Raw genomic sequence first — 12254 nt, forward strand, 5'->3', positions numbered from 1 at the left:
CCGCGATCGGGCTCCGTCGTCCGGGTGAACGGGGCGGCTCGGCGGGGCCCGCCGCCTGGACCGGTGGGGGCGGTGCGGCCGGTGGGGCCGGGCGGCACGAGGGCCGGGCACCGGAGCCGGCTGACGGACCGGCGGAAACGCCTGTGCGGCGCTCCCCGCGCTCAGCCGCGGGGCAGCCCGGCGATCTGCTGCGCGAGTCGGGCTGCCTGAGCGTCGTGCTCGGCCTTGAGCGCCGCGAACGCCTGCGGCTGCTGGGCGATCGCGGCCTTCTGGTAGTCGGCTTCGACGGCGAACCGGATCCCGACCAGACAGGCAGTTCACCAGCCTCCGCCGACGCCCCCGCTCGTCCGGCCGTGCGCCGGGTCACCGCACGACGACGGGGGCGAGTGCGGCGGCGGCGAGCAGGGCCGGGGTGCCGGTTCCGTCGGCGAGGACGGTCCACAGGTCGCTGCCGTCGTCGCCCGGGAGGGCGTAGGCGAGGGTGCGGTCGTCGAGCCACAGGGCCTGGTCGTCGACGGTGCGCTGCTCAGCGGTGGCGGTCTCGGTCATGGTCGCCAGGTCGAGGACGTACAGCCGCCAGGGGGCGTCGTCGGGCAGTCCGCGGACCCGCTTCTTGTAGGCGACGCGGGAGCCGTCGGGCGACAGGGACGGGCATTCGACATTGCCGTGCACGGTGGTGAGGGTGCGGGCGACGGCGTCGCCGGCGACCAGCCAGGTGTGCCCGCCGGTGGCGAGGGTGGCGTAGAAGTGCTCGTCGTCGGCGAAGGTGACGCCCCAGACGTTGGTGTCGGCGGCGCGGTGGGGGTGGCCGTCCAGGGTGACGGCGTAGCTCTCCAGGTCGTCCTGGGGCGTCCAGGTGCGGGAGTCGAGGATCGAGGTGCGGGTGGAGAAGTCGGTGCCGGCGTAGGAGTCACCGCCGACGAAGACCGTCCAGGCGACGAGGTGGCCCGACGGCGACACCCGGGCGCGGGTGGGGATGCCGGCCAGGTCGTAGTGGCGCCGCTCGTTCAGGTCGGCGTCGAGGACGACCGCGCGGTAGGTGTCCTGCAGGACGCCGTGGACGGCCTGCAGGCAGATCCCGGTGCCGGCGGCGGCGTGGAAGCGCAGGCAGGCGGGCACCGCGACCGTCCGGGTGGCGGTGGGGTCGGCGAGCGGGACCGCGGCGAGGTGGTCGCGCCGGGAGCCCCAGGTCAGGCTGCGGAAGACCAGCAACGGCTCGTTGCCGTGCGGCCCGAGGGTGACGGCCCCCGCCCTTGCCGGCGGCCCGTCCCCCGCCCGGTCGCCGCCCCGGGCCGGGTCCCCGGCACGCAGGACGGTCCGGACACCGGCCCCGAGGAGCAGGGAGGCGGCGACCAGCAGGACGAGGAGACGGCGGCCGAAGGTCATGGGTGGGGCCTCTTCCGGTCATCGGGGGACGGGGATCAGTGGGGGCGGGGATCAGTGGGGGGCGGGGCGGTCGGCGGCCGCCCGCTCCGGGTCGCCGGTGACGCGGCCCAGCAGGCGGACGGCGACGGTGACGGCGACGGTGAGGACGGCGGCCATCACGGCCAGGGCGGTGGTGTCGCCCCACCGGGTCCACAGCGCGCCGACCGCGAGCGAGCAGAGGAAGCGCCCTGCGGCCTGGCCGGTGCCGACCAGGGCGAGGCCGGCGCCGCGCCGCTCCTCGGGGACGGCGCCCGCCGCGACGGCGGCCAGGGTGCCGTCGGTGGCGGCGTAGAAGAGTCCGTGCAGGAGCAGGACCGCGGCGGCGAGCGGGAGGCCGCCGCCGGGGCGAGCGAGCAGCAGTCCGTAGCCGGTGAGCAGTGCCGCGTGCCCGAGCACGAACGCGCGCCGACGTCCGATCCGGTCGGCGAGCGCGCCGAGCGGGACGGCGAGCAGCAGGTACACGGCGGCGGTGCCGAGCGGCAGCAGCGGGAACCAGCCCGCGGGGAGGTGGAGGCGGCCCTGCAGCAGCAGGTAGAGGAAGGAGTCGCTGACGGTGGCGAGTCCGAGCAGGGCGGCGCAGGCGGTGGTCCGGCGCAGGGCGGGCAGACGGAGCAGCGCGCCCAGCCGCAGGCGCGGTCCGCGGGCCTGCGGGGCGGGGCCGCGGCCGGGGACGAGGAGGACCAGGACGAGCACGCCGAGGGCGGCGACGTACGAGCTGACGGTGAAGACGGCGCGGTAGCCGCCGGGGGCGGTGCGCAGGACGAGGAAGGCGAGCAGGGGGCCGCTGAGCGCGCCGACGGTGTCCATCGCCCGGTGGACGCCGAAGGCGCGGCCGCGCCGTTCGGGCGGAGTGGCGAGCGAGATCATGGCGTCGCGGGGTGCGGTGCGCAGGCCCTTGCCGAGCCGGTCGGCGGCGAGGACGAGGCCGATCAGCGGCGCGGTGCGGACCAGCAGCAGGGCCGGTCGGCAGAGCGCGGAGAGGCCGTAGCCGGCAGCGGCGACGGCCTTGTGGCGGCCGCCGCCCCGGTCGCCGAGGAGGCCGCCGAGCAGGCGCAGGGAGGCAGAGGCGCCGTTGAAGGCGCCGTCGAGCACACCGAAGCCGAGCGGGGAGACGCCGAGGGCCGCGACCAGGTAGAGCGGCAGGACGGCGGTGACCATCTCGGAGGAGACGTCGGTGATCAGGCTGACCGTGCCGAGGGCGAGGACGGTGGGGGCGATCCGCGCGGACCGCCCCGGCCCGGGGGCCGGGGCGGCGGCGGACGCCGCGGGGTTTCGGCTGTCCGCGAGGTACACGGTCAGTTCCAGACGCCGGCGATGTCGGTGGCGTCGGCGGCCTTGCCGGCGTGCTTGCCGGTCCCGGCGAGGTCCTCCAGGGTGCGGAGCATGTCGTAGTGGTTGTACTTGGTGGTCGGTGCGCTGCCGGCCTTGACGGGCTGTCCGTACAGCACGGTGGGGATCTGGTTGCCGCTCTGCTTGTCGTCCTCGTCGTAGGTGACGATCAGCAGGCTGTTGTGGGTCTTGGCCCAGTTCGCGTACGCGCCGAGGTTGTTCTTGATCCAGCTGTCGCCGGTGCCCACGCCGCAGTCGTGCATGTCGGAGCAGAGGTTGGGGGTGACGAAGGAGACCGCGGGCAGTCCGGTGAAGTCGCTCGGGAACTGCGCGAACGTGTGGCCGGTGTTGGTGGGCACGTTCTTGAACGCGAACCAGGGGTTGTGCTTCTGGGCGTACTTGCCGCTCTTGCAGGTGGTGGAGCCCTCACTGGGAAGCGACTCGTTGTAGCTGCCCCAGGTCCTGCCGGCCGCGATCACCTCGGAGGCGAGGTTCGGGGCGGTCATCGAGCCGACCTTGTAGCAGCTGTCGTCGGTGACGCCCTGGGTGCTGCCGGAGAAGACGGCGAAGTAGTTGGGCTGGCTCGGATGGGTGATGCCGTACGAGGCCTTGAGGACGGCGCCGCCCGTGGCGAGCGAGTTCAGGTACGGCGCGTCGCTGCTGCCGATGATCTGCCTGTAGGCGTGGTTCTCCATCATGACCACGACCACGTGGTCCGGCTTCGGCATCGTGGTCGACGCCGAGGCCGGGCCGATGCCGACCAGGGTGGTGGCGAGGCCGCCCGCCACGGCCGTCGGTACGACGACGGCGACGGCGAGGGTGATCTTCTTGCGGCTGCGGCGGTGGCGGCCGGTGGTGGGGTCGGACACGGTTTCCTCCTGGGTCGAGCGGTGGTCGGGGGTCACTTGGTGGGGTTGTCGCCCAGGCTCTTGACGTAGAGGAGCCGGTTGGGGGTGTTGGTGCCGGCGCTGCCGATCGTGCCGGTGGTGGCGGCCTTGACCAGCGCGTCCTGGACCTGGGCGGGGGTGGCCGTGGGATGGGCCGACAGGTGGATCGCCGCGGCGCCGGTGACGTGCGGCGCGGCCATCGAGGTACCGGTCAGGTTGTGGCTGTCGTTGTCCCCGGTGTTCCAGGCCGACGTGATGCCGGTGCCGGGGGCGAACAGGTCGGTGCACGAGCCCCAGTCGGAGTCCGAGCGCCGCTGGTCGTCGGAGGTGGAGTTGTTCACGACGACGGCCTCGGCGATGTCGCCGGGCGAGTTCCTGCACGCGTCGGCGTTGCTGTTGCCGGAGGACACCACCCAGGTGACGCCGGAGGCGATGGAGTTGCGGATCGCCTTGTCCTCGGTGGAGCTGACGCCGCCGTTGATGCTCATGTTGACCACGGCCGGCTTGACGGCGTGCTTGGTGATCCAGTCGGCGGCGGAGACGATGGAGGAGGTGGGAACGGAGTCGTTGCAGGGGGTGACCCGCACGGAGACCAGTTTCACGCCCTTGGCCACGCCGTAGTCCTTGCCGCCGACCGTGCCCGCGACGTGGGTCCCGTGGCCGAGGCAGTCGGCGCCGTTGCGGCCGTCGCCGACCAGGTCCACCCCGATGGCGGCCCGTCCGCCGAACTGGCTGTGCGTGGTGCGCAGTCCGCTGTCGACCAGGTAGACGGTGACGTTGGAGCCGGTGTTCGGCGCGCTGTAGCCGTTGTCCAGCGGCAGGTTGCGCTGGTCGATCCGGTCCAGGCCCCAGCTGGCCACCGACGCCGCCTGCGCGCCCTCCGGCGCGACGTCCAGGTGCTGGGTGCTGTCCTGCTCCACCGAGGCGACCGCCCGGTCGGACGCCACCCGGTGCGCCTGGGCCGGGGTCATCTCGGCGGCGAAGCCGTGCAGCGCGGTGTCGAAGACGGTGCGGACGGTGCCGCCGTAGGTGTGCGCCAGCCGGTCGGCGACGGACGCGACGGCGGTGTCCGGGGCCGTCGCGCCCGGTGCGGTGTCGTCCGCGAGCACCACCAGGTAGCGGCCGGCTATGGGGCCGCCGGGCGGCCGGGCCTCCTCCGCGGCCCGTTGGGCGGCGCTCGCCGGGTCGACGACCAGGGCGGCGGCCGCGGCGGCGACGGTGGCGGCGACGGCCACGGTGATGGGTTTCGTCCTGCGGGTACGGCGGCGTGCGCGGTACAGGGACACGGTGATTCCTCGGGGGGAGTGTGCGGCGGGAGTCCGCCGGCTCGGGGATCGGGAGCGGGGTACCGGCGGCGGCTTCCGGGCCGTCGGCCGGGGCTTCGCCGCGGAGGTGGGCGATCACTCCACTCCGGCGGCGGGCCGGTGAACAGAAGTACCGTCAGGAACACGCCACCAGAAGCCACTTTTCGCCAGTGGCGCGGTTTGGCCAGGGAGGTCGCGCGCGGCGGCTCCCGGACCGTTCCGGGCCTGCGCGGGGCCTGCGCGGGGCCTGCGCGGGGCCCGGCTCGGGTCGTGCTCGGGTCGTGCTCGGGTCGTGCTCGGGACATCGTGGAGAGGAGGCTCCGGGCATGGCGAAGGAGCGGTTCCCGGAGCCCCGGGAACCGCTCGTGGCCGGGTCAGATCCAGCCGTTGCGGGCGGCGTGCAGCGCCATCTGGAAGCGAGTGACCGAACCCGCACGGGAGTTGAGCTGCTCCAGGTGGCGGGAGAGGGTGCGGCGGCTGACACCCAGCAACTCGGCGATGGTGTCGTCGGTGACACCGGTGGCGAGCAGTTCGACGATCCGCCGGTGGATCGGGCTGAGCGCCGACGGCACCCGCTCCCCCAGGTGCATCGGCAGCGCCGCCCGCCACGAGGTCTCGAACAGCCCGGTGAGCGCGGACAGCAGGCTGGACGGGTGGACCAGCAGCATCGAGTCGTTGACCTCGGCCTCGACGAACGACATCGACACGATGGCCAGCCGCCGGTCGAAGACCGTCAGCTTCACCGGCACGGTCGGCAGGATCCGGGCCCGCTCCCCCGCGGCGATGGACGGCTGGATGTTCACCGCGTAGTACGCCGCGTTCTGCACCGCCGATCTGGAGTACACGACCCGGTACTCCACGCCCTGCCCCAGGTTCTCGATCTCGATCGGATTGGGGGAGCCGTGGGTGTGGTAGGGCGGCGAGTCGAAACGCAGCACCTCGCTCTCGGCCGCCTCCTCGATGGTCTCGATCCGCTCGATGATCGAGTCGCCGGTGACCACCTCGACCAGGTTGTCGGTGGGATGCGGGCTCACCGAACGCCGGTACCCGCGGTAGGCGTTGGCGGCCGCCTGCTGGGCCTCGCGCAGCTCCGCGCCGCGGCTGTGCGCCAGGAACTCCAGCGCGACGGTGGGCTCCACCGGTACGTGCCGGCGGAACCCGCCGACGTCCGAGACGGTGACCAGTCCGATCCGGCGCAGGTGCGCGAGGTGCGCCTGGCTGTCGGGCCCCGGCTCGTCGGGCGGGTGTCCGGTGTCCCCGGATCCGGTGGCGAGCAGCGCCACGTAGACCTCCGCCTCGCGGCGGGTCAGCCCCAGGCGGCACAGGTGTGTCGGCAGGTCCTCGTCGGACATCGGCGTTCCTCCCCGTGAGGGCGGCCCGCTCCGGACGGACCGGAGACAGCACGGGACCCGCCGGGTCCCGCCGATGCGTGCCGGGGGCCGCTTTCGGCGCATCGTGGCACATACCGGCGAGTAGGTGTCAGACCCGCACACTCCCCACCGGGATCGACCGCGCGACCGGCCCGGGCGCCCCACGCCCGTCCTCGCCAGTGGCCGCCGTGTGCCACCGGACACGCCCGGCCGACGGTAGACCGGTGGCCACCACCACGGCAGCTCTCCAGGAGTCCCCCTTGATCAGCGTGTTCGACCTCTTCCGCGTCGGCATCGGACCGTCCAGCTCCCACACCGTGGGCCCGATGCGCGCCGCCCGCCGGTTCGTCAGCGGACTCGAGGGGGACGGCCTGCTGGCCCGCGTCGCCGCCGTCGAGGTCGAGCTGTTCGGCTCACTGGCCGCCACCTGCACCGGCCACGGCACCGACAAGGCCGTCCTGCTGGGACTCGCCGGCGAGGAACCCGGGACCGTCGACATCGCCACCGCCGACGAACGCTTCCGCCGCTGCACCGCCGAGGGCCGAGTCCCGCTGCCGGGCGCGCACACCGTCCGCCACACCCTGCTCCTGCACCCCGACCGGACCCTGCCCGCCCACCCCAACGCGCTGACCCTCACCGCCCTCGACCGGGGCGGCGCCGTCCTGGACAGCCGCACCTTCCACTCCGTCGGCGGCGGCTTCCTGCTCGGCGAGGACACCGGCGAACCGGTTGACGTCCCCCACCCGTTCGACGACGCCGACCAACTCCTCCGGCTCGCCGGGGACGGCCGGATCAGCGACCTGATGCTCGCCAACGAATGCGCCCGACGGCCCGAGAGCGAGGTCCGCGCCCGACTCCTGCACCTGTGGGACGTCATGCGCGGCTGTGTCGAACGCGGTTGCCGCACCGAAGGCGTCCTGCCCGGCGGCCTGAACGTCCCCCGCCGCGCCCCCGCGCTCCACCGCCGCCTCACCCGGCACCGCGACACCGCCGACCCGCTGCACGCCATGGACTGGGTCGCGCTCCACGCCCTGGCCGTCAACGAGGAGAACGCCGCCGGCGGCCGCGTCGTCACCGCCCCCACCAACGGCGCCGCGGGCATCGTTCCCGCCGTCCTGCACCATTACCACCGGTGCGTCCCCGGCGCCGACGACGACCACACCGTCCGCTTCCTGCTCACCGCCGCCGCCATCGGCAGCATCGTCAAGCGCAACGCCTCCATCTCCGGCGCCGAGGTCGGCTGCCAGGGCGAGATCGGCACCGCCGCCGCCATGGCCGCCGCCGGACTGACCGAACTCCTCGGCGGCACCCCCGGCCAGGTCGAGAACGCCGCCGAGATCGCCCTCGAACACCACCTCGGCCTGACCTGCGACCCGGTCGCCGGACTGGTCCAGATCCCCTGCATCGAACGCAACGCCATCGGCAGCCTCAAGGCCATCACCGCCGCCCGGCTCTCCCTCCACGGCGACGGCACCCACCTGGTCCCGCTCGACGCAGCGATCCGCGCCATGCGCGACACCGGCGCCGACATGAGCACCAAGTACAAGGAGACCGCCCGCGGCGGCCTCGCCCTCAGCTTCCCCCAGTGCTGACCATCGGCCGTCCTGTCGCGCTGCCGCGGCCGGCACCGACCGGGCGGGGCAGAACGGGGACTGAGACCGCTCTGCCGACGCCTCGGCACGGCACGCGCCGTTCGGATCGTCCTGCCGGCCGCCGCACCCTTCGGCGTGCTGCCCCCGGCAGCCGGCCCCGGACCGCGGGTCGCCCTGTACGCGGTCGGCCCGGTCGTCCTGGTGGCCGGGGCAGTGCTCCGCAACGTCGTCCTCGGGAGCTTTCGCCAGACCTGCGACCCGCCCGCGCTGCTCGGCCGGGTCGTGGCCACCTCGGTGTTCGCCAACCGGGCAACCATCCCGATCCGTGCCGTCGCGGGCGGCACGCTCGGCGCGACGCTCGGGCTCCGGGCCACCATGTGGATCACGGCAGTTCCCGGACCGGGGCCCGCCCGGGCGGCTCCGGGGCGGAACAGGTGCGGGGGCCGTGCTGGTGTGCACGGCCCCCGCACCCGGGGTGTGGGGCGCCCCGTTCCCGCCCTCGTCGTCCCGGATCTGCACATGGTGGTGAGCTGTGCGGTGTGCTCTGTCACCTGTACGCGATGCTGAGCTGCATTGTCGGTGAGGAATTGAACCTCTGCGTTGCTCTTCACGCGCCAGGGGCCGGATGGACCGCCGACCCGCGGTGTGTGCACGCCTCCGTGACGACTACCTGCTTCCCACACCCGGCTTGTGGGGATCAGTCCTCGATCAGGTCGATCTCCCAGTTGGTGCGCTGGATCAGGGTGTCCACCTCGCGGATCTCCTTCGCCAGGAGGTCTGCCTCGGCGCGGAGCTCGGCGACCGGCAGGGCGGAGAGGATCCTGAGTTCCGAGCGCAGTTGCCGTACGGCTCCGCGCTGGTCGCGTCCGGAGGCGGCGTCGGCGGCCGCGGTGGTCACCGAGTGGCGCAGCCGCAGGACGTCGCGGCGGGCGAGGGCGTCGGTCAGAGTGCCGCCGCCCTCGACGACCGCGGTGGAGTTGGTCCGGTTGATCTGACGGATCAGCCGCTCGAGCTCGTCCAGCACCTCGCTGGCCTGGGCCAGGACCTCCGCCGCGTTCTCGGCCGGCTCCTCGCCCTCCTGGTAGCGGGCGCCGGCGACGACACGTGCCCGCAACTGCTCCACCCGCCGCACCGCGGCCGCGCGCTGCGCGAGCGCTTCAGCCAGTTTCACCGCGTCATCACCTCTGTGTCCTACTGATCGTCCGGCAAGTATGCACGTCAGTCCCTCACGGCACGGCTCGCGGGGTGGGGTCCGGACGTGGTGCGGGAGGACCGCTCACTCGTGGAGCGTCTCCTTTCTGCCGGGGCCGTCGGGGACGCGGTCGTCGAGGAGGGCTTTGCCGAGGGGGGTGAGGGTGTGGCGGACGCGAGGGCCGGTGCGTTCGGTGGTGAGGAGGCCGGCGGCGCGCAGGACGGTGGTGTGGTGGCTCGCGGTGGCGGGCGAGGTGCCGGTGCGGCGGGCGAGTTCGGCGGTGCCCGCCGGGTCGGCCGCCGCGCGCAGGGTGCGGGCGCGGGTGGTGCCGAGCAGGGCGACGAGCGCGCCGTCCGGCCCGTCCGGGGCGGCCTGGGACCAGATCTCGCGGTAGGTGGTGAGGTCCGGGGCGAGCGGGTAGTGCAGGACGAGCGGGTGGTCGAGGCCGCGGTTGTCGGTGAGGGCCAGCGGCTCGGGCCAGAAGAAGGTGGGGACGAGCATCACGCCCGCGCCGCGCAGCCGCAGGTCGGCGTCGACGGGAGAGGGCAGCGTCAGCACCGGTGACTGCCACCGGATGCCGGGGTCGAGGCTGCCGAACAGTCCGTCCAGGCCGAGGTCGGCGACGAGGGTGGCCCGCCGGGCGCGGTCGGTGTGCGCGGCGGCCAGCAGCTGCGACCAGTACGGCGCGACGGCGAAGGCGTGGTAGTCGCGGAGCCGGCGGTCGACCAGTTCGCGCCACTCGCGGTCGCCCCGGTGCAGTTCGTGGACCCAGCGGGGCGCCCGGGGGCGCGTCCCGCTGAGGGTGGGCTGCTCGGCGGTCCACCGGCGGCCGGGCAGTGACCAGGTCTGCTCCAGGCTCTCCGGCAGGGTGTGGCTGCCGGCGTGCAGCAACGCTTCCGCGGCTTCCGCCGCCCCGACCGGCGTCGCCAGGTCGAACAGCACCCGCTGTTCCGGACGGATGCTCCTGCGGGTCCGGCTGCGCCACCCCTCCAACGCCACGCCGCCGACCTCGCGGGCCTGCACCAGCGACAGGCTCAGCATCGACTCGGCGAGCGGGTCGGGTGCGCGCGCGATCCGAACCCTGGTCAGGTCCTCGTGGGTGAAGTGGATCCGCAGCAATTCCGCCCCCTCCGTCGAACACCGGCAGGGGTGTTGCGGCGCCCCGGCCCCGCCCCCCTGCGGTCCTGGGACCACCGTAGGCGGGACGGCGCGGCAGGACCGGGGCGTTGCCCGGCGATGGCCGGATCGTTAGGGCCGGCGGACGTTCTCGGCGAGCGGCCGGGCGAGCCGGAGCTGGGTGTGCGCGACGATGATCAGCCATGTCCACCGGTCCGCCGTCTGGCCCTGACCGGAGACCGCGGGCGGGCCCCGGCTTATCCCGTTGACCGGCGCCGCGCGGGTGCCGCTAGCATGCCCCCACGATCTAACGATCTTCATATTTCATGGGGGGACCTCACAGTCATGCGCGCTTCCCGCGCTGCGGCCTTCGCCGCGCTCATGCTCGCCGCAGGAACCGTTCTGCCGGCCGCGCCCACCGCCGCGGCCGCCACCAACCAGGTCGGTCCGGCCAGCACCTGGTTCTCGATCTCGAACTACCGGATCCTGGACACCCGGGAGGGCAAGAACGCCCCCGTGGGCACGGTCGGTCCCGACAGCGTCACCCGGCTCGACATCACGAAGATCCTCCACGGCATCACCCCGAACGCCGTGGTGATGAACGTGACCGCGGTCGACGCGACCGCGAACAGCTTCATCACCGCCTTCCCCGGCGGCCGGCCGATGCCGACGGTCTCCAACCTCAACGCCACCCCGAACCACAAGGTCACCACCAACCGGGTGACGGTGCAGGTCGGCGCCGACGGCGTGGTGAACCTCTACAACCACGTCGGCAACGTCCACCTGGTCGCCGACCTCCAGGGCTACTACACCGACCGGTACTCCGGCTCCGAGGGCAACGCCTTCGTCGTCGGTGAGCCCACCCGGCTGCTGGACACCCGCACCACCGTCGGCGGCCACCCGGGCAAGCTCGTCGGCGGCGCCGCGGGCGTCATCAACCTGGACACCTCCCCGGTGCAGGGCCCGACCGACAACCTGGTCGTCCAGGCCACCGTCACGGAGCCGACCGAGAGCGCCCACCTCAGCATGTACCCCGCGGGGCAGAGCCCCTGGAGCACCTCCGACCTCAACTTCGACCCGGGGCAGACGGTCACCAACGTCTCCTACGCCTACACCACCGGCGACCACCGGCTCGCGCTCTACACCAACAGCGGCCAGGCCCACGTCGTGGTGGACTTCATCGGCAGCTTCCAGCGGCGCACCGCCGACTCCGGCACCGCCGGCCTGTTCATCCCGACCGACCCGGCCCGCGTGCTCGACACCCGCGAGGGGCTGGGCGCCCCGGCCGCCAAGGCCGGCCCCGGCTCCACCACCCGGGTGAAGGTCACCGGCCTGAACGGCGTGCCGGAGACCGTCGCCGCCGTCGTCCTCAACCTGACCGGCACCAACGCCGGCGAGGACGGCCACGTCACCGCCTACCGGGCCGGAGCCGCGCGTCCGTCGACGTCCAGCCTCAACTACACCGGGAACGAGGACACCGGCGCCATGACGGTCGTCCCGGTGAGCACCGACGGCTACATCGAGCTCTACAACCCGCACGGCAGCGTGGACCTCGTCGCCGACGTCCAGGGCTACTACAGCAGCTGATCCGGACGCCGCGGGGAGGACAGCGCGCCTCCCCGCGGCGGCTCGGCTCCAGTCGGCCAACGGCCAGGAGCGGACGGTCTCGTAGTGTGCGAAGCCGCCGTCGGGCTCTCTCTTCACCAGGTGCGGCCCGGCGGCGTCCCACTCCGGTCCGCGGTACTCCGCGAGCGCCGCGGCCAGGCCCTCCAGCTCCGCCGCCGCACCCCGCTGGACGGCCCGCCGGTGCCCCCGGGAGAAGCCGGCCCGGGCGAGGGTCAGGTGCGGGTCGAAGGTGAACGCATCCACCGCGAGGCCTCGTCCCTGGTGGGGAAGAGGAACGTCGTGGGGTACGGGGCAATCCGATGCCCGCCCGACCCAGGCTCCAGGCCGCCGGTGTCCATCACCTTCAGCGCCCTCCGGCGGCGGGCTGACGCGTGTACCCGCCGGGCCAGGGGCCCGGCGGGTATGTGGTGGGT

Annotated in this window: 9 protein-coding genes; 2 read left to right on the plus strand and 7 right to left on the minus strand. The window is 73.7% G+C overall.

The genetic code is table 11. The features are described 5' to 3' along the window. Positions 1–363: 363 nt before the first annotated feature. The 5 genes from IF01_RS0118190 to IF01_RS0118210 form a co-directional block, all read right to left on the minus strand. Positions 364–1386 carry a TolB-like translocation protein gene (locus tag IF01_RS0118190; protein ID WP_030394486.1) on the minus strand — a complete coding sequence of 341 codons (1023 nt, stop codon included), beginning with the start codon at positions 1384–1386 and terminating at the stop codon, positions 364–366. 51 nt (positions 1387–1437) lie between these two features. After that, complete coding sequence (locus tag IF01_RS0118195; RefSeq protein WP_030394487.1) at positions 1438–2718, minus strand: MFS transporter; 1281 nt, start codon at positions 2716–2718, stop codon at positions 1438–1440. Between the two features lie 2 nt (positions 2719–2720). Further along, positions 2721–3623 carry an alkaline phosphatase family protein gene (locus IF01_RS0118200; RefSeq protein ID WP_030394488.1) on the minus strand — a complete coding sequence of 301 codons (903 nt, stop codon included), beginning with the start codon at positions 3621–3623 and terminating at the stop codon, positions 2721–2723. A gap of 32 nt (positions 3624–3655) precedes the next feature. After that, the gene (locus tag IF01_RS0118205) at positions 3656–4927 is read right to left on the minus strand and encodes a S8 family peptidase (RefSeq protein ID WP_037780124.1); all 1272 of its coding nucleotides are present in this window, start codon (positions 4925–4927) and stop codon (positions 3656–3658) included. Between the two features lie 392 nt (positions 4928–5319). Further along, positions 5320–6297, minus strand: coding sequence for a helix-turn-helix domain-containing protein (locus IF01_RS0118210; RefSeq protein ID WP_030394490.1), 978 nt, complete (start codon positions 6295–6297; stop codon positions 5320–5322). Between the two features lie 242 nt (positions 6298–6539). Between IF01_RS0118210 and IF01_RS0118215 the strand changes: the two genes are divergently transcribed. Beyond that, positions 6540–7907 (plus strand): L-serine ammonia-lyase, encoded by a 1368-nt coding sequence (locus IF01_RS0118215; protein ID WP_279617265.1) that lies wholly within the window; start codon positions 6540–6542, stop codon positions 7905–7907. A gap of 697 nt (positions 7908–8604) precedes the next feature. Here IF01_RS0118215 and IF01_RS0118220 read toward each other — a convergent pair. Together IF01_RS0118220 and IF01_RS0118225 are read right to left on the minus strand one after the other, a co-directional pair. Continuing rightward, a complete protein-coding gene (locus IF01_RS0118220; protein WP_030394492.1) occupies positions 8605–9078 on the minus strand; it encodes a DIP1984 family protein in 474 nt (157 codons plus the stop codon). Positions 9079–9183: 105 nt separating this feature from the next. Continuing rightward, on the minus strand, positions 9184–10218 hold the full coding sequence (locus tag IF01_RS0118225) for an ArsR/SmtB family transcription factor (protein WP_051755600.1): 1035 nt from the start codon (positions 10216–10218) through the stop codon (positions 9184–9186). A 342-nt stretch (positions 10219–10560) separates the two neighbouring features. On the opposite strand from IF01_RS0118225, the gene IF01_RS0118235 reads away from it, so the two are divergent. Beyond that, positions 10561–11802: a hypothetical protein gene (locus tag IF01_RS0118235; RefSeq protein ID WP_030394495.1), complete on the plus strand. Its 1242-nt coding sequence runs from the start codon at positions 10561–10563 to the stop codon at positions 11800–11802. The last annotated feature ends 452 nt before the right edge of the window (positions 11803–12254 follow it).

This window comes from Kitasatospora purpeofusca (assembly GCF_000718025.1).
In the GTDB taxonomy this organism is placed as follows: domain Bacteria; phylum Actinomycetota; class Actinomycetes; order Streptomycetales; family Streptomycetaceae; genus Kitasatospora; species Kitasatospora purpeofusca.

Bases quoted from the DNA above. Each gene is read 5' to 3' on its own strand.
- IF01_RS0118190 (WP_030394486.1), bottom strand. From the start codon at position 1,386: ATGACCTTCGGCCGCCGTCTCCTCGTCCTGCTGGTCGCCGCCTCCCTG.
- IF01_RS0118235 (WP_030394495.1), top strand. From the start codon at position 10,561: ATGCGCGCTTCCCGCGCTGCGGCCTTCGCCGCGCTCATGCTCGCCGCA.
- IF01_RS0118210 (WP_030394490.1), bottom strand. From the start codon at position 6,297: ATGTCCGACGAGGACCTGCCGACACACCTGTGCCGCCTGGGGCTGACC.